At 68.0% G+C, this 16,285-nt stretch carries 15 protein-coding genes and 1 pseudogene; 10 read left to right on the forward strand and 6 right to left on the reverse strand.

Features of this window, described 5'->3' with window-relative positions; all coding sequences use genetic code 11:
* Position 1 precedes the first annotated feature (1 nt).
* Positions 2 to 1,081 (reverse strand): sulfotransferase family protein, encoded by a 1,080-nt coding sequence (locus tag Q8K84_RS11910; protein ID WP_305282840.1) that lies wholly within the window; start codon positions 1,079 to 1,081, stop codon positions 2 to 4.
* 109 nt (positions 1,082 to 1,190) lie between these two features.
* Here Q8K84_RS11910 and Q8K84_RS11915 point away from each other — a divergent pair, with 109 nt between their 5' ends.
* Genes Q8K84_RS11915 through Q8K84_RS11925 form a run of 3 tightly spaced genes read left to right on the forward strand, consistent with a single transcriptional unit; the run spans position 1,191 to position 5,445 of the window.
* Positions 1,191 to 3,170, forward strand: coding sequence for a hypothetical protein (locus tag Q8K84_RS11915; protein WP_305282841.1), 1,980 nt, complete (start codon positions 1,191 to 1,193; stop codon positions 3,168 to 3,170).
* The gene (locus Q8K84_RS11920; RefSeq protein WP_305282842.1) at positions 3,167 to 4,213 is read left to right on the forward strand and encodes a hypothetical protein; all 1,047 of its coding nucleotides are present in this window, start codon (positions 3,167 to 3,169) and stop codon (positions 4,211 to 4,213) included. Before Q8K84_RS11915 ends, Q8K84_RS11920 begins: the two co-directional genes overlap by 4 nt.
* Positions 4,210 to 5,445 (forward strand): hypothetical protein, encoded by a 1,236-nt coding sequence (locus Q8K84_RS11925; protein WP_305282843.1) that lies wholly within the window; start codon positions 4,210 to 4,212, stop codon positions 5,443 to 5,445. The genes Q8K84_RS11920 and Q8K84_RS11925 overlap by 4 nt, the downstream gene beginning before the upstream one ends.
* On the opposite strand, the gene Q8K84_RS11930 is transcribed toward Q8K84_RS11925, so the two are convergent.
* Positions 5,434 to 6,228 (reverse strand): DUF6270 domain-containing protein, encoded by a 795-nt coding sequence (locus tag Q8K84_RS11930; protein WP_305282844.1) that lies wholly within the window; start codon positions 6,226 to 6,228, stop codon positions 5,434 to 5,436. The genes Q8K84_RS11925 and Q8K84_RS11930 overlap by 12 nt on opposite strands.
* Before the next feature lie 153 nt (positions 6,229 to 6,381).
* Between Q8K84_RS11930 and Q8K84_RS11935 the strand changes: the two genes are divergently transcribed.
* From Q8K84_RS11935 to Q8K84_RS11965, 7 genes and pseudogenes are all read left to right on the forward strand, one after another.
* Entirely contained in the window at positions 6,382 to 8,109 is a 1,728-nt protein-coding gene (locus tag Q8K84_RS11935) for a type I secretion system permease/ATPase (RefSeq protein ID WP_305282846.1), read from the forward strand.
* 104 nt (positions 8,110 to 8,213) lie between these two features.
* Positions 8,214 to 8,429, forward strand: a pseudogene (locus Q8K84_RS17425) (HlyD family type I secretion periplasmic adaptor subunit); the annotation flags it as partial.
* Positions 8,430 to 8,484: 55 nt separating this feature from the next.
* On the forward strand, positions 8,485 to 8,871 hold the full coding sequence (locus Q8K84_RS11945) for a hypothetical protein (RefSeq protein WP_305282849.1): 387 nt from the start codon (positions 8,485 to 8,487) through the stop codon (positions 8,869 to 8,871).
* The gene (locus Q8K84_RS11950) at positions 8,871 to 10,109 is read left to right on the forward strand and encodes a class I SAM-dependent methyltransferase (RefSeq protein WP_305282851.1); all 1,239 of its coding nucleotides are present in this window, start codon (positions 8,871 to 8,873) and stop codon (positions 10,107 to 10,109) included. Before Q8K84_RS11945 ends, Q8K84_RS11950 begins: the two co-directional genes overlap by 1 nt.
* A complete protein-coding gene (locus Q8K84_RS11955) occupies positions 10,109 to 10,660 on the forward strand; it encodes a dTDP-4-dehydrorhamnose 3,5-epimerase family protein (protein ID WP_305282853.1) in 552 nt (183 codons plus the stop codon). The genes Q8K84_RS11950 and Q8K84_RS11955 overlap by 1 nt, the downstream gene beginning before the upstream one ends.
* The gene (locus Q8K84_RS11960; RefSeq protein WP_305282854.1) at positions 10,660 to 11,154 is read left to right on the forward strand and encodes a DapH/DapD/GlmU-related protein; all 495 of its coding nucleotides are present in this window, start codon (positions 10,660 to 10,662) and stop codon (positions 11,152 to 11,154) included. The genes Q8K84_RS11955 and Q8K84_RS11960 overlap by 1 nt, the downstream gene beginning before the upstream one ends.
* A complete protein-coding gene (locus tag Q8K84_RS11965; RefSeq protein WP_305282855.1) occupies positions 11,151 to 11,966 on the forward strand; it encodes an NAD(P)-dependent oxidoreductase in 816 nt (271 codons plus the stop codon). The genes Q8K84_RS11960 and Q8K84_RS11965 overlap by 4 nt, the downstream gene beginning before the upstream one ends.
* On the opposite strand, the gene Q8K84_RS11970 is transcribed toward Q8K84_RS11965, so the two are convergent.
* The 4 genes from Q8K84_RS11970 to Q8K84_RS11985 all read right to left on the reverse strand — a co-directional run bounded on the left by Q8K84_RS11970 (position 11,958) and on the right by Q8K84_RS11985 (position 16,206).
* Positions 11,958 to 14,285 carry a tetratricopeptide repeat protein gene (locus tag Q8K84_RS11970; RefSeq protein ID WP_305282856.1) on the reverse strand — a complete coding sequence of 776 codons (2,328 nt, stop codon included), beginning with the start codon at positions 14,283 to 14,285 and terminating at the stop codon, positions 11,958 to 11,960. The two genes, Q8K84_RS11965 and Q8K84_RS11970, sit on opposite strands and share 9 nt — an antisense overlap.
* Before the next feature lie 63 nt (positions 14,286 to 14,348).
* Positions 14,349 to 14,678, reverse strand: coding sequence for a SemiSWEET family sugar transporter (locus tag Q8K84_RS11975; RefSeq protein ID WP_305282857.1), 330 nt, complete (start codon positions 14,676 to 14,678; stop codon positions 14,349 to 14,351).
* 3 nt (positions 14,679 to 14,681) lie between these two features.
* Positions 14,682 to 15,143 (reverse strand): response regulator, encoded by a 462-nt coding sequence (locus tag Q8K84_RS11980; protein ID WP_305282858.1) that lies wholly within the window; start codon positions 15,141 to 15,143, stop codon positions 14,682 to 14,684.
* Positions 15,144 to 15,153: 10 nt separating this feature from the next.
* Positions 15,154 to 16,206: a PAS domain-containing protein gene (locus Q8K84_RS11985; protein ID WP_305282859.1), complete on the reverse strand. Its 1,053-nt coding sequence runs from the start codon at positions 16,204 to 16,206 to the stop codon at positions 15,154 to 15,156.
* Positions 16,207 to 16,285 lie beyond the last annotated feature (79 nt).

Genomic DNA, 16,285 nt, shown 5'->3' on the forward strand with positions numbered 1-16,285 from the left:
TTCAGCTTTCGCCGAGGAAGTCGTCGAGGAGGTCGTTCACCGCCCCCTCCAGCCTGCGATGCGCCTCGGCCTGAGCCGCATGCTCGGCCATCTGGGCCTCAAGGGCGCGGATCTTGGACTGTTCGAAGGCGGCGATCTGGCGCGCTTCCAGCAGCTCGGCGCGGGCCAGGGCGAGGTCGGATGTCACCGGCGAGACGAACACCCCCATGGACTGGCGCATGTCTTCCAGGGTGCGGGCCGCGGCGGCCAGCTCCTCGGCGGGGCGCGGCTGGTCGCTGGCGGCGGCCTCGAACCAGGCATAAACCCGGGCCGCCAGGGGGCCGACCAGGGGGATCTGGGTCAGATCGTCCGCCGCGGCGTTGTGTCGAAGCTCTCGGGTCAGGAACCCGTCGATGGCCTTGGCGGCCTTCGGGGTAAGGGCGGGCAGGGGCGCGCCGTGGGCGGCTTCAATCCGCGCCGCCTGTCCTCGCCAGTCGCTGAGCAGTCCGTCATAGGAGACAAAGGCCCGGGGCATGTCGCGGCTGCAGTTCTCGGCGCCGAGCATGTAGGCCACCCACAGCAGGAGCGACTTCTCCACCGGGAATCCATCGCGTTTGGCGAGCGAGCCGGCCACTTCCAGAGGATGGCGCACAGGGATGACCGCCCGGGCTGTAAGACCGAGGTCCTGCAGCACCGTCCGCCACAGGGGGCCCAGTACGCTGACCCGGGGATCCTTCATCAAGGGATGGCGGGCGCCGGCGAATTCCTCGTCGAACAGGTCCGTGGCCCGGGTGATCCAGCGTTTCTCCTCCCGGGGGTCCAGGGCGCGATAGGGGAAGATGAACGGGTCGTCCCAGGCGCCGCCGGCGGCGCGAAGGCGTTGATCGTTGAACACCGCGATCCGCCAGGGCTCGAAATAGCCCTTGGCGTTGTGCTCGTCCCCCGGCATCACGTTTTCGGGCAGGGAGGCGCCGGCCAGGGCCAGCACCTGGGTGATGGCCGAGGTGCCGGAGCGGTGCATGCCCAGCACGACATAGGCCGCCCGGCTCGATGAAGAGCTGACGGCTTGGCGGTCCTCAGGCTGGCTTGCGGCTTGGGTCACACAAGGTGCTGTATGGCCGTGCGGGCCGCGCGGCAAGACGCGAACGCTGCGGTTGATCCCTTCGATCAACTGATGCACACAACCCTCCGGCCTCTACAGGGAGCCCCGCATGGCCGCTCCGGCCGCCCAAGACTTCACCTTTGCGCTCGTCAGCACCGCTCTCGACCCGGTTTTTTACCGGGGCGCCTATCCCGACGTGGTCGCCGCCGGCTCAGATCCCTACTCGCACTATGTCACGGCGGGCTGGCGCGAAGGTCGCGACCCCGCGCCCTGGTTTTCCAGCGCCGCCTATCTTGAGGACCATCCCGACGTCGCTGCGACCGGCGGCGAGCCGTTTGCGCACTTTCTGCAGTTTGGCGCCGGCGAAGGCCGCCAGATTCGCCCCTCGGCCCTGGCGCCAGAGCGACGGGGCGGAGACGTCGCTTGGTCGGGATGGGACTACAGGCCGGCGCCGAGCGCGAACCTCGAGCCGCCCAGTCCGACGCAGGAGGCTGGAGCGGCGCAGGAGGATCACCAAGACCCCGTCTACGATCTCGTCGCCGAGGCTTTCGACCACCGATTCTATCTGGCGGAGAATCCGGACGTCGCCGAAAGCGGTCTTGATCCGGTCGCACATTTTCTCGAAGCAGGCTGGCGGGAAGGTCGCGATCCGGCGCCGTGGTTTTCGGTGTCCGACTATCTAGAGCTCAATCCCGATGTCGCGGCCTCGGCCATGCATCCCTTTGTGCATTTTCTCCAGGCCGGTCGTCAGGAAGGGCGTGTCGCGCGCCTGGAACTCGGGTTCCGCTACCGCATCCTCGCCGCCCTTGCGCCCCTGGAGGCGCGTATCGAGGCGGCGGAGATCCATGACGAATGGCCAGAGCCCGGCGATGCGCAGCACCTCGCCAGCCTGCTGGCGGAGTCTCGTTCGGGCCTCGCCGATCTGCATCTGACCTTCAGTCATGACGACTATTCAACCAATCTGGGCGGCGTGCAGCTCTGCCTTCAGCGGGAGGGTGCAGCGGCCGCCGCGACGGGCCGCGATCACCTGCACCTCTATCCCGTCAATTCCCGGCCTCTGCTGAGGCGCCCTGGCCATGCCGAGCCCCTGGGCGTGGTGTGGAACGGGACGCCGGTCGGGATCTTCGGCCTCTCCACCCTGGTCGAGGGGCTAGAGGCGCATCTGGCCGACATCTCCCCTGGGCGGCGGAGCCTGGCCATCCACAGCCTGCTGGGCCATTCGGTGAGCGACGTTCTGGCCATCGCCCGGGCCGTCGGCCTCACTGAAGGCTGGTTCTGGGTCCATGATTTCGCCAGCGCCTGCGCCAGCTATCACCTGCTGCGCAACGATGTGGCCGACTGCGGCGCGCCCCCGCCGGGCAGCGCGGCCTGCGGGGTCTGCGTCTATGGCCCCTATCGGCAGTTTCACCTGGACGAGCATGAGCGGCTGTTCAGGGCCCTGCGGATGTCGGTCGCCGCGCCAAGCCAGGCGGCCCTGGACACCTGGCGCCGCGGCGCAAACCTGCCGGCGGCGCAGACGGTGGTGGCGCCCCTGGCCAAGCTTGTGTCTCGGGCGACCAGACCAGCCTCGGCGACCGAGACGGATCGACCCTTCCGCCTGGCCTTCCCGGGTCTGCCGAGTCCGCTCAAGGGCTGGCCGGTGTTCCGCGACCTCGTCCTGCGGTTCGCCGACGATCCCCGCTATGACTTCCTCCACCTGGCCCGCGATCCGGCCGTAGGCCTGCCGCTGGCCTTCCACTCGGTGACGGTGACGCAGAAAAACCCCAAGGCCATGCAGGCGGCGATCGAGGCCGAGGGCGTGGACGCCGTAATGGTCTGGTCCCTGTGCCGCGAGACCTTTTCCTTCACCACCCACGAGGCCGCCGCGGCGGGGGCCGCCATCCTCACCGGGCCCGACAGCGGCAATGTGGCCGCCTTCGTGCAGGCCACCGGCCTTGGCGAAGTGATCGCCGACCAGCAGGCCCTGTTCGACCTGTTCGAGAGCGGCGACATCGTGCGGCTGTCGCGCGCCCGCCGGACCCCGGCGCCGGCTGACCTGACCTACAGCCGCCTGACCATCGACCTGCTCGACGGGGAGGACGCCCGATGAAGGTGCTCTGCTATTCCAGCTTCACCTTCTCCTATCTCAACCGCGCCCGGGTGCTCTATTCGACCCTGAGGCGCTTCCACCCGGACTGGGAGCTGGTGGCCCTGATCACCGACGCGCCGCCGCCGGGATTTGATTTCGACCCCGCCAGCGAGCCCTTCGACCGGGTGGTCTGGGCGCAGGACCTGGGCATCGAGAACTTCCGCAACTGGCTGTTCCGCCACGACGTGGTCGAGGTCTGTACGGCGGTGAAGGGCCCCTTCCTTCACCAGGCCTGCGACCAGGCCGACATCGCCATCTATCTGGACCCGGACACCGCCCTGCTGGCGCCGCTGGACCCGCTGATCGAGCTGTTGGGCGAGCATCAGATCCTGCTCACGCCGCACCTGATCGATCCCAATACCGAGCGGACGGCGATCCTCGACAACGACCTGTCGGCCTCGAGGACCGGAATCTATAATCTGGGCTTCGTGGCCATCCGCACCACCGGCGAGGGCGCGCGCTTCGCCAAGTGGTGGAATGATCGTCTGCTGGAGTACTGCTACGACGACATGCCCCGGGGCCTGTTCGTCGATCAGCGGTGGTGCGACCATGTCCCGGCCCTGTTCGACGGGGTCAAGGTGGTGCGCGATCCGGGCTACAATGTCGCCAGCTGGAACCTGTCCCAGCGCAAGGTGGCCATCGGCAAGGACGGGTCGATCACGGTCAACGGCTCCCCCTTGCGCTTCTGGCACTTCACCAAGCTGGGCCCCACGGGTGATCTGATGACCAAGAAGTACGCGGGCGACAACTTCGAGGTCTATGAGATCTGGAACTGGTACAAGCGCCAGGTGGCCCAGGCGACCGACCCCGCCATCCCTGGACGCTACTGGGCCTATGGCGCCTTCGCCGACGGGACCCCCATCGACAAGGCCCATCGGGTGCAGTGGCGCGAAAGCCCCGACCTTCAGGCCCATTTCGACGACCCTTTCGCCTCGGGACCGGGCAGCTATCAGGAATGGCTGGTCGCCCACGGCCGCGCGGCGCCGACGGGAGCCGCCGCATGATCGCCCCTGCGCCCCGGGACCGGGAGACCGCTCATCCCCTGCTGGCGAAGGTCCAGCGCCTGGTCGAGCGCCACGCCGAGCGCGAGCGCACCCTTGAGACCGCGCGGCTCAACGCCGAGACCGAAACGGCCTTCACGCGGGCCCGCCTGACTCTGGCCCTGATGCACGCCCTGGAGGGCCGCGCCACGGCCGAGGCGGGCCTCCGGGCCCAGCGGACGAGCCTCTACAGACGCTCAGCCCTCCAGTCGCCGCGACGGCGTAACCGGATATCCAAGACCCTGGACCGGCTTCTGCTGCGGCTCGGCGGCCCGGGCCGGATCACCGTGATCCTGCGGTCGGGGCTTTGGCCGAGGCCGCCTGGGGCGGGATTGATCCAGACAATGGGCGAGATCAGAACCTGTCTGGCCGCCGGCTCCTCGGCCGCGATCCAGCCGCCGACCCTGGTGGACGAGGAATTCTATCTGGCCTGCAACCCTGATCTGACTGGGGTGAGCTCGCCGCTTCTGCACTATGTGACCAGGGGAGCGGACGAGGGCCGCGCGCCCCATCCGCTGTTTGATCCGGCCTATTACACGGCGCGCAACGCCCTGGCCCTGAGCGGCTGCGGACTGGGGGCGCTGGAGCATTTCGTTCGGGTCGGGGCGGCCGAGGGCTGCAGCCCCCACCCCCTCTTCGACATCGACTGGTATGTCGCCCAGGATCCGGAACTGGCGCAGAGCGGCGCCAATCCCCTGGTCCACTACATGACCGAGGGCTGGCGGGCGGGCCTGAGCCCCCATCCCCTGTTCGCCCCTGACTTCTATGTGGCGCAGCTGCCGCAGGCCGAGCGCCAGGGCCCGCCCCTGGTCCATTATGTCACCCGCGGCTGGCGCGCCGGGCTGAAGCCCCATCCCCTGTTCGATCCGGCCTGGTATGTGCGCCAGGACCCGGAGATCGAGGCCCAGGGGGTCGAGCCCCTGTCCCACTTCCTGGGGGAGGGGGCCGCCCATGGTCTTGACCCCAGCGGCTGGTTCTCCTGCGCGGCCCATCGTCAGGCCCGCGGGGCAGGTCTGGCTGCGGACGCCAACCCGCTGGTCGACTACCTCACCGGGGGCGCCTGGCTCGCCGATACGGCGCGGCCGGGGTTCGCCCCTGCAGCCTATCTGGCGGCCAATCCCGACCTGGTTGCGGGCGGCCTGACGCCCCTGGAGCACTGGGCCCTGCGCAGCCAGCCGCCATCCTCACACCGGTGAGGTCGTCGCGTCTCCGGCGCCCAGTTCAGCCAGGGCGTGGCTGATGTCGTCATAATAGGCCGGCACATAGTGGAAGGGGCTCAGCCCCCAGCGATGATCCGGATCGGCCAGCAGGTGCTCTGGCCTTGCGCGCACCACATGAACTTCCGGGATCATGGCCAGGAAGTAGGCCTCATAGCGCGCCAGCATCTGGTTGTGCGCCGCCAGATCGGCCGGGCGGCCATCCCAGATGTGCGGATATCCTTGCAGGGGTTCGGACGAACCGTCTGAGGCGCCCTGGCGGCTGGCCCATTGGGCGGTGTGCAGAATGATCTTCGCCTCCCGCAGGACTGTGTGCCGGAGAAGCCCGACCAACTGGACCACCGCGTCCCGCCAGAGGCGCTCGGCGGCCGCCGACAGTCGGGGGATCGGCTGCGGATCAGCCAGCGCCGGATGCTGCAGATAGCCCCCGCTCTCCAGCTCCCAGCTATGGGTGATCAACGAGCCGGCGGGCAGCCGCAGCAGATCGAAGCGCTCATCGATGAAATCGAAAATCAGATGGGTGGGCCGGTGGGCCAGGAGTTGGGGCAGGCCGGTCTTCAGGAGATCAGCCTCCACCGCCATGTGCTGATAGCGGGTGAAATCAGGCGGCGGGCTTGGCCGTGGGGAATAGTCGGCGACCGGCAGCGACAGCAGGCTCGGAAGGCTGGTCCGCGACACATAGAGCAGGTCCCGTGGGGCGGCCTCGCGCAGGGGCCAGAGGTCACGGGTGATGCAGCTTCCAATGATGGCGATCCTGGCCATGAATCCTTCCCCGGGCCGGTTTCAACCCTGGCCTTAGCATGTTCGCCACATAAGGGCGGCGCCATTGACTCGCCCCGCTAGCCTCGTCATGTGTCGCGGCCTCAACCGCCCCAGGCCCTCGGGGCGAATTGGCTCCGACGGACGCCCGCACGCATGAAGATCCTCAATCCGTTCGCGTCGCTGCCGGACAACTTGCTGACGCGGGCGCTCAAGGATGGCTCCACGCCGCTGGCCTTCGCCGGCGGGTTCAGCCTCGTCAGCAACCTGCTCTATCTCGCCCTGCCGCTCTACACCTTCCAGATCTATGGCCGGGTGCTGGCGAGCTACAGTATTTCCACCCTCGTGGTCCTGACGATCGGGGCGGTCCTGGTCTTCGTGGTCTCCGCGGTGATCGATGAACTGCGCACCCGGGTGCTGATCAACTACGGCATCGCCCTGGACCAGAAGGTGTCGAGCCATGTGTTCGCCGCCCTGTTCGAGGCTGAGACCAAGGGGCAGGGGCAGGGGAGCGCCCAGGCCCTGCGCGATCTGGACAGTTTCCGTCAGCTGCTGACCGGGGCGGTCTTCGCGGCCATCTTCGACCTTCCGTGGATGCCGATCTTCATCGCCATCCTGTTCGTCATTGATCCCGCCGTGGGCTTCATCACCCTGTTTGGCGCCTTCGCCCTGTTTGGCCTCGCCATGCTGCAGGACCGGCTGTCGCGCCCGCCGCTGCAGGAGGCCAATGAGGCCACCTTGAAGGGCTACGCCTTCACCGACGCCGCCCTGCGCAATGGTGAGGTGGTCCGGGCCATGGGCATGCTGCAGGCGATCGGCGCCCGCTGGTCGGCCTATCGCGCCCGCGCCATTGAGCGCGGCGCCTGGGCCTCCCAGCGCGCCAGCTTCATGGGCAACGCCACCAAGTTCACTCGCATGTTCATCCAGATTCTGGTGATCGGCGTCGGCGCCTATCTGGTGGTGATCGGCAAGATCGGTCCGGCCATGCTGTTCGCCAACATGATCCTGGCCAGCCGCGCCCTGCAACCAATCGAAAAGCTCGTCAGCGCCTGGGACGGCATCGTCAACGGCGGTCGAGCCTATGACCGGCTGAACAAGGCCCTCGAAGGCTACAAGCCGGCCGCCTCCACGACCACCCTGCCGCGCCCCCTGGGCCAGCTCAGCATCGAGGGCGTCAGCTTCGCCCCGGCCGGGGCCGACCGCTATGTGCTTCAGGGGCTGAACTTCAAGATCGAGCCCGGTGAGATGCTGGGAGTCATCGGCCCGTCCGGCGCCGGCAAATCGACCCTGGCCCGGCTGCTGATGGGGGTCTGGCGCCCCAACATCGGTCATGTCCGCCTCGATGGCGCCGACGTCTTCTCGTGGAACCGGGCGGAGTTTGGCCGCCATGTGGGGTATCTGCCCCAGGACACGGAGCTGTTCGCCGGCACCCTGCGCGACAACATCGCCCGTTTTCTGCCCGACATCACGGACGAGGCGGTGGTCAGAGCCGCCACCCTGGCCGATGTCCACAGCCTGATCCTGCGCCTGCCCAAGGGCTATGAGACCGAGCTGACCGATGGCGGCTACATGCTCTCGGCCGGCCAGCGCCAGCGGGTCGGCCTGGCCCGGGCCCTGCTCGGCGATCCCCGGCTGCTGGTGCTCGACGAGCCCAACGCCAGCCTGGATGCTGAGGGCGAGGACGCCCTGATGCGGGTCATCGATACTCTGAAGGCCCAGGGGACGACCATCGTGGTGGTCTCCCACAAGCCCACCATCCTGCGCGCCGCCGACAAGATGCTCGTCCTGCGCGACGGGCGGATGGAGCTGTTTGGCCCCAAGGACGCGGTGATGGCCAGGTTCACACAACCGGCGCCCGCGCGGCCCGTCGAGGCAGGTCAATGAAGTTCGACCTCGAGCCCATCAAGCGGATCCTGGGCCCTGTCCGCCCCGTGGACGCGCGCTTCGACGTCACTGAGCCTGGGCCCGACAAGGCCTTGGACAAGCGCATGTGGCGGCCCATTCTGATTGGCTGCGCCGTGGTCGGCGTCTTTGTGTTCGGGGCGCTGATCTGGGCGGCCATCGCGCAGATCAGCTCGGCCACCTCGGCGCCCGCCGAGGTTCGCGTCGAGGCCAGCCGCAAGACCCTGCGCCACCGGGAAGGTGGCGTGGTCTCCGAGATTCTGGTCCGCGAGGGCCAGCGGGTGGCGGCCGGGGCCCCCCTCCTGCGTTTCGACGCCGTCCAGGCTGACGCCGCCGTCGACGTCCTGCAGAATCAGCATGACGCGGTCCTGGCAGCATGTCCTCGACTGCGTGGCCGGCTACCTGGTCTTCGCCCAGGCCCTGGTGCAGAGACCCGACACCCCGCGCGCCCTGAACTTTGGCCCCCGTCCCGGCGCGGCCGAGATCACCGTCGGCGACCTGGCCACCCAGGCCATCGCCGCCCTGGACGCCGCCCCCTGGCGCCACGAACCCGACCCGGCTTCCATCGAGGCCCGGAGCCTGGCGGTGGACGCCAGCCTCGCTCGCAAAACCCTCGACTTCGAGAGCACGCTCGACGGCCCCGCCGCCGTGGCCTGGACCATGGACTGGTACCGTCGTCAGGGCCTGGGCGAAGCCGCCCGGGACCTTTGCCTGGCGCAGATCGAAGCCTACGAAAGCCTGTGATGACGACGCCTGTCTGCCGTTTCTGCCGCACACCACTCACCCACACCCTGGTGGACCTGGGCCGTCAGCCGCTCGCCAACAGCAACCTGACCGCCGAGCAGCTCGCCGCCGGGGGCGAGAAGACCTACCCCTTGCACGCCCGGGTTTGCCCTGAGTGCTTCCTGGTGCAGGTGGATGACCCCGTCGCCGCCGACGAGATCTTCGACGCCGGCTACGCCTATTTCTCCTCCTATTCGGCCAGTTGGGTGGAGCATGCCCGCCGCTATGCTCAGGCGATGATCGGGCGCTTTGGCCTCGGCCCGGACTCCCTGGTGGTCGAGATCGCCTCCAACGACGGCTACCTGCTGCAGCACTTCAAGGCCGCCGGCGTGCCCGTGCTGGGGATCGAACCCACCGCCAACACCGCCCAGGCGGCTATCGAAAAGGGCGTGCCCACCGAGGTCATGTTCTTCCATGGCGAGACGGGCAGGGCCCTGGCGGCGCGGGGCGTCAAGGCCGACCTGATGGCGGCTAACAATGTGCTGGCCCATGTGCCGGACATCGGCGGCTTCGTGGCCGGCTTCCGCGAGGTGTTGAAGCCCGAGGGCGTGCTCACCTTCGAGTTTCCGCACTTCCTGAACATGCTGGAGATGGTGCAGTTCGACACCATCTATCACGAGCACTTCTCCTATCTGTCCCTGCTGGCCGTGGCTCAGGTGCTGCGGGCCAATGGCCTGCGGGCCTTTGATGTGGAGCTGCTGCCGACCCACGGGGGGTCCTTGCGGCTGTTCTGCGCCCATGAGGCGTCGGGCCATCAGGAGACCGAGGCGCTCAAGACCCTTCGCGCCCGCGAGGCGGCGGCCGGCCTGCACGCCCTGGCGACCTATGAGGGCTATGCCGCTCGGGTCGATGAGGTGCGCGACAGCTTCCTGGCCTTCCTTCGCCAGGCCAAGGCGCAGGGCAAGACCGTCGCGGCCTATGGGGCGGCGGCCAAGGGCAACACCTTCCTCAACTATGCTGGCGTCGGGCCTGGCGACATCGTCTGCGCCTTCGACGCCAATCCGCACAAGCAGGGCCGCTTCCTGCCCGGCAGCCATGCGCCCATCTACGGGCCCGACAAGGTCGCCGAGATCAAGCCGGACTATGTGTTGATCCTGCCCTGGAACCTGAAGGACGAGATCATGGGCCAGCTGGCCTATATCCGCGACTGGGGCGGCCAGTTCGTCATCGCCTCGCCGGTGACCAAGGTCCTCGACTGATGCGGTTTGCGCCGACGATGATCGCGGGGGTGGTGGTGGTCGAGGCTGACCCCGTTCTCGACGATCGCGGCGCCTTCGCCCGGCTGCATTGCCCCGCCGAGTTCGCAGACGCCGGCATCGATTTCGCCCCGGCCCAGACCAGTCTGTCGCGGAACACTGCGGCGCTCACCCTGCGTGGCATGCACTATCAGCCGGCGCCCCATGGGGAGACCAAGCTGGTGCGGGTCGTGCGGGGACGGATCTTCGATGTGGCCCTTGATCTGCGCCCGGGCAGCGCCACCCTCGGCCGCTGGACCGGGGTGGAGCTGGACGCCGCCGGCGCGCGCGCCCTCTTCATCCCCGAAGGCGTCGCCCATGGCTTCCTGACCCTGGAGCCTGACACCGACGTGCTCTACCAGATCGCGCCGATGTTCGAGCCGGGACACGGGGAGGGCGTGCGCTGGAACGACCCGGCCTTCGCCATCGCCTGGCCGGCGGCGCCTCAGGTGATTTCCGAACGGGACGCCAGCTATGCTGATTACCGTCCCGAGCCCGGGCCTGGAGGCCGCTGATGCTCAAGATCGATCCTACGGCCGTCATCTCGCCCCTGGCTGACATCGAGCGCTCGGTGCGGGGCACGCTGATCGAGATCGGGCCCGGTGTGCTCATCGACTCCTTCGTCAAGATCAAGGCGGTCGGCGGGTCTGGCGAGGTGGTCATCGGCGCGGATTCCGCGGTCAATTCCGGCACCGTGATCTACACCGGCAACGGCGTGCGCATTGGCGAGGGGGTTCTGATCGCCGCCAATTGCACCCTGGCGCCGACCAATCACGAAATCGCCGACCGAAACGCCCGCATCCGCGACCAGGGCTTCATGGAAAGCCGCGGCGGCATCGTCATCGAGGATGATGTCTGGCTGGGCGCCGGGGTCGTGGTCCTGGACGGGGCTGTGATCGGCAAGGGTTGCGTGGTGGCGGCCGGCGCGGTGGTGCGCGGCACGCTCGAGCCCTACGGGATCTATGCTGGCGTGCCGGTCCGCCGCATTGGCGAGCGCGGCAAGGCGTGACCGGCTGGACCGTCATCGGCGCTGGCGGCTTCATCGGCGGACGGCTGGTCCACGCCCTGCGGGCCCGCGGCGAGGACGTCTATGCCCCGGCCCGGGGCGAGGGCGGCCTGTTCGAGCGCGATCTGGGCCGGGTCTTCTATTGCGCGGGCCTGACTGGCGACTTCGCCGTCCGGCCCTTCGATACGGTCGAGGCCCACGTCACCCTGCTCGCCCAGGTGCTGGCCAAGGCCCGCTTCGAGCGCCTGATCTACCTGTCCTCCACCAGGCTCTATGACAGCCTGGGCGCCGCCGGCGGGCGGGAGGACGACATCCTGGCCTTCGACCCTGCCGCCCCGCGCAATGTCTATGACCTGTCCAAGGCCCTGGGGGAGAACCTGACCCTGGCCAGGTCCGATGGCCGTGGCGCTGTGGCCCGCCTGTCCAATGTGTTCGACCTGGCGCAGGGGGCCAGCGGCTTCCTGCCGGAGCTGTTGCAGAAGGCGCGGCTGGCCAAGGCGATCACCCTGGACTCCGCGCCCGGCGCCGTGCGCGACTATATCCACGCCGACGATGTGATCGCCGCCCTGCTGGCCATGGGCGAGGGGGATACCTCCGGCATCGTGAATGTCGCCAGCGGCCGGAACGTCTCCAACGCCGACCTGGCCCAGGTCTTCGCCGCGGCCGGCTGGACCCTGAACCTGGCGCCTGAGCGCCCCATGCCGCCGGCCCCGCATTGTGCGGTCGAACGGCTGCTCGCCCATGGGATCAGTCCCCGCGATCCCCGCGAGCTGATCGCAGAGGCCCTGGCCGCGCCCGGCTTCTACCTAGGCTAGGGCCTCGGCGGGCTCATCCCGCGCGGCCTGTTCGGCGGCGCGCCGGGTGGCCACCGCAGCTTCCAGCATCTTGTAGAAATCGACGGCGAAGGCCTTGGTCTGTCCCAGGCGGCTGGCCTTCAGCGTCGGCCGCAGCCCCCGCCGCAGCTTGCGCAGCCGTTCTACGTCGCCGGCCAGCCTGACCGCGGCCTCGCGATAGCCGTCCAGGTCGCCGGTGCAGAGGTCGTGCAGCCCCGCATTTCCGAGGATCGAGCAGCTCAGGCGCTCGAATAGCCCCGCCCCCACCAGGGTGACGACTGGGACACCCATCCAGAGAGACTCGCACGTCGTGGTGCCGCCGGTCTGGGGGAAGGTGTCCAGGGAGATGTCCATCTCATTGTAGAAGGGCATGTGGGCCCCGCGCACCGCCTCAAAGCGCAGGCGGTCACGGCTGACCCCTTCGGCCTCGAAGATGGCCGAGATATTGTCGCGGAAGGCCGCCGTGCCGCCTTCGGGCCGCACGAACATGAAGCGGGAATTGGGAACCGCGGCGGTCACCTTGGCCCATTCAGCGACCATGGCGCGGCTGTACTTGTAGGGGTTGTTGGCGGTCCCGAAGGTGACATAGCCATTGGCCACGACGGGCGGCTCGGCGGCCATGGGGCGCTCAGGGAAGGCCAGCTCACCCATGGCGATCCAGCTGGCCGGCATCAGCAGGGGCTGCTCAATCAGCAGATCGCGCCGCGGCGGCACGAGATAGGGGTCGAGGATCAGATGGTCGATCGTGTCCAGGCCCGAGGAATGCGGATAGCCCAGCCAGCTGGCCTGCAGCGGCGCGGCCTTCCAGGCCATCACATTGAGCTTGTTCATGTGGGTCGAGCCTCCCAGCTCGATCAGCATGTCCAGCTGGTCGTCGCAGATCATCTGGGCGGCGTCGAAATCGCTGATTTCCTGCTCCCAGCGGAAGACGTCCACCAGGTCGGTGATCCGCTTCTGCAGGCTGTCTTCCTGGCCCTGATAGTAGGAGTAGCAATAGATCTCGAAGCGATCGCGCGGGATGTTCTCGAACAGGGGCAGCGAGAAATAGGCCACCGGATGCATCCGGAGGTCCGAGGACATGAACCCGATCCGGATCTTGCCATTGTCCGGCCGCGGCGTGGTGGGGCGCCGCAGGGGATAGTGCTTCACACGCTCCTGAACATATTCCCCCCAGATTCGGTGCTGAAGGATCAGCTCACCGCGATCCTCCGGCGTCTTCACCCGGGAGAGCTGGCTCAGCAGGGCGGTGTGGCGCCCTTGGTCAGCCCACAGACGGCCCGTCTCCTTGAAGTCGCAGACCGCATCCAGGCCTTCGAAATCCGCCACCCGGGACAGCACCTCGGAGGCGACCTTGAGCTGGGCCGGGCTGGTCAGGGTTCTAAGTGCGCTGGCTGCCTTCAGTTCGGCATAGGCGTCGTCCAGGTGGGCGGCCTCATCCCCATGGCGTGAGCGCACCAGGCTTTCGACCAGGGCCATCCGATAGTCCAGATCCTCTGGATTCAGCTCGACGGCCCGTCGCAGGTGGATATTGGCCCGGGGGCGATCGATGTCGGAAATCACCCCGCCCAGCTGATAGTGGGCCCAGGCTTCATTGGGGTTGTCCGCCAGGACCTCCTTCAGATAGGCCTCGGCCTGGCGCAGTTTCTGGCCGCGGCGGATGGCGACGGCCTTGGCCTCCATCAATCGGGGCGATGACTGGCTCTTCAGCGCCTCCTCCAGCACGGCGATGGCCTCATCGGCGCCCTTGGTCTCCGCCAGCAGGGCTGAGAGGTCCAGCCAGGCGTCGGCGAGATCAGGCTTCAGCTTGGTGGCCAGACGAAAGCGCATCTCAGCCTTGTCCGTGTCGCTGGCGTGCCAGTACCCCCGGCCCAGGGCGCGCTGCATCTCGGCGTTGGTCGGCGCATTCCGGACGAGCTTGGTGAACACCGCAACGGCGCCCGGACCATCCTTCAGATCATTGAGCACATTGCCCTTGTTCTGCAGCAGGCCGTCGTGCCGGGGCTGGATCTTCAGCCCGGCGTCCAGGGCCTTCACCGCCGCCTCCGGCTCGCCCATCCTGCGCAGGCAGACGCCGAGGATGTTCCAGAGCTCTATGTCCCTGGGATGGACCTCCAGGCCCGCGCGGCACCATCGGGCGCCCTTCTCGAACATGCCCTTGCGGAAAAGGAGGCCGGTAAAATTCTGATAGAGCCGCAAGGGGGAGCGGGGCTCGTCCGTAAGCACGGCCTCAATCAGGGCGACGCCCTCCTCAAGGCGGCCAGCCTGCAGGGCGGCCTCTGCTTCGGCGATCCGATCGGTCATGTGCAGGTCCTGGGAAGCGGCGTCGGGCGCCCACGCCCCGGGGGCGCGGGAATGGCGCTGATCCTAGTGACCCGGCGCCCCGGCGCCAACCGCATCCCCCGCCGCCTCGCGCCGGGCCACATGGTCGGGGCGCGAGAAGCGCCACTTCATGGCCAGGATCAGGGCTGAGAGCATCAGGCAAACCGAGTTGGTCAGCATGACTGGCAGGCTGCCGATCATCACCCCGTAGGTCACCCACAGGCCAAAGCCGGTCACCGTGACCACGTACATTCGAAGGGAGATGGAGCGGGCGTCCTTCTCCCGCCAGGTCTTGATGATCTGTGGCGTGAAGCTGACCATGGAGCACAGGCCGGCGCAGAAGCCGATCGCCTCAGGCAGGAAGGCGTGTTCCATCACCTAGCCCGCCGCCTCTAGCTGATCGACTCCCCAGCGCCGCACGAATGTCTCTGACAAAACCAGTCCTGGGGGCGGGAGCTCCGGCGCGGCGCCATCACGCAGACACCGCGCCACGAAGGTGATGGCCCGGCGGACCGCCCGGTCGGAATAGGGTTTGCCGATCACTCCGCACGCCCCGGCCAGATCGTCGGGCAGACGCTTCAGGTTCGCGGTCATGAACAGAACGATGGCCCCCGCCGACCCGGCGATCTCACGGGCGGCGTCCACGCCGGTCGGTCCGTCAGACAGATGCACGTCAACCAGGGCCAGGTCGGGCTTGAGCGTCCGCGCCAGTCGGACGGCGTCGGCCGAATCCAGGGCGTGACCGACATCAACCCCTCCAGCCTCCCGGACCAGAAAGCCTAGCTCGACAGCCAGCAGCACCTCGTCCTCGACGATCAGGACAGACAGCGGGTGGGACATGGGGGCCTGCCTATCCATCGGCCGGGAGCTTCAGGGTTGCGCGGACACCAGGCTCACCCGACTCGAAGGTCAGGGTCGCCCGGAGCTGTTGCGCCAGAAGTTGGGTGATGGTCAGGCCAAAGCCGGGTTCGAACTGTCCACCGGGAGGCAATCCGGGTCCGTCGTCGCAGACCTCGATAATAAAGTGCCCGTTCAAACGTCGGACCCTCAGGGCCAGGCGTCCGGGTCGGCCAGGCGCCAGGCCGTGCTTGAAAGCATTGTCCACCAGCTCGTTCACGGCCAGCGCCAGGGGCGCAGCCTGGGCGGCGGCGATGTCGACACTTTCCAGGTCAAGCTCAACCTCCACCTCTTCGCGGCCTGACGTGGCGTCGCCCATCAGGTCGCGGACAAAGGTCGCCACGTCGAACCGCTCCAGATCGTGGCTCTGGAACAGACGCCGATGCACCGTGGCGATGGCGCCGACCCGTGACAGCATGCTTTGCAGGGCCGCCCGGGTGCTGTCGTCCAGGGTGCGCCTGGTCTGAAGCACCAGCAGAGACGTGATGAGCTGGAGGTTGTTCTTGACCCGGTGGTCCACCTCATGGAGCAGGGCGGTGCGGTCGGCCAAAGCCTGCTGCGCGGTCTTGGCCTGCTCCGCGGCGGCGGCTTCAAGGGCGGTCTCGGCGGCCTTGCGGGCGGTGACGTCAACCTGGGAGCCGATGAAGTACACGACCTGGCCTTCGGCGTTGCGGACCGGGCTGATCTGCAGGGCGTTCCAGAAGGGGACGCCATCCTTGCGGTAGTTGAGAATGTCGAGGTTCACCGGCTCGCCGGCGCTTGTCGCGCGCGCCAGTCCGCGGATCGCGTCCTGCTCGGTGTCTGGGCCCTGCAGGAACCGGCAGTTGCGGCCCAGCACCTCGTTGCGCGCATAGCCGGTCATGTTCAGGAAGGCGTCGTTGACGAATACGAGGGGCATGTCGGGCGCCTGGGCGTCGACGATGGTCATCGACATGCGGGTGGCGTGAACGGCCGCGGCGAAAGGATCGTCAATCCCCACCTTGGGAGCCAGAAGGCTGTCGGCCAAAAATCTGTTTCCTTGTTCCGCCATGCTCGACGCCGCCTTACCCCGGATGCAGCAAACGCCGGCTCCCCTCCCGGGTTCC

The sequence above is a fragment of the Phenylobacterium sp. genome, assembly GCF_030679875.1.
In the GTDB taxonomy this organism is placed as follows: domain Bacteria; phylum Pseudomonadota; class Alphaproteobacteria; order Caulobacterales; family Caulobacteraceae; genus Phenylobacterium.

Bases quoted from the DNA above. Each gene is read 5' to 3' on its own strand.
- Q8K84_RS11915 (WP_305282841.1), top strand. From the start codon at position 1,191: ATGGCCGCTCCGGCCGCCCAAGACTTCACCTTTGCGCTCGTCAGCACC.
- Q8K84_RS11920 (WP_305282842.1), top strand. From the start codon at position 3,167: ATGAAGGTGCTCTGCTATTCCAGCTTCACCTTCTCCTATCTCAACCGC.
- Q8K84_RS11925 (WP_305282843.1), top strand. From the start codon at position 4,210: ATGATCGCCCCTGCGCCCCGGGACCGGGAGACCGCTCATCCCCTGCTG.
- Q8K84_RS11930 (WP_305282844.1), bottom strand. From the start codon at position 6,228: ATGGCCAGGATCGCCATCATTGGAAGCTGCATCACCCGTGACCTCTGG.
- Q8K84_RS11935 (WP_305282846.1), top strand. From the start codon at position 6,382: ATGAAGATCCTCAATCCGTTCGCGTCGCTGCCGGACAACTTGCTGACG.
- Q8K84_RS11945 (WP_305282849.1), top strand. From the start codon at position 8,485: ATGACGCGGTCCTGGCAGCATGTCCTCGACTGCGTGGCCGGCTACCTG.
- Q8K84_RS11950 (WP_305282851.1), top strand. From the start codon at position 8,871: ATGACGACGCCTGTCTGCCGTTTCTGCCGCACACCACTCACCCACACC.
- Q8K84_RS11955 (WP_305282853.1), top strand. From the start codon at position 10,109: ATGCGGTTTGCGCCGACGATGATCGCGGGGGTGGTGGTGGTCGAGGCT.
- Q8K84_RS11960 (WP_305282854.1), top strand. From the start codon at position 10,660: ATGCTCAAGATCGATCCTACGGCCGTCATCTCGCCCCTGGCTGACATC.
- Q8K84_RS11970 (WP_305282856.1), bottom strand. From the start codon at position 14,285: ATGACCGATCGGATCGCCGAAGCAGAGGCCGCCCTGCAGGCTGGCCGC.
- Q8K84_RS11975 (WP_305282857.1), bottom strand. From the start codon at position 14,678: ATGGAACACGCCTTCCTGCCTGAGGCGATCGGCTTCTGCGCCGGCCTG.
- Q8K84_RS11980 (WP_305282858.1), bottom strand. From the start codon at position 15,143: ATGTCCCACCCGCTGTCTGTCCTGATCGTCGAGGACGAGGTGCTGCTG.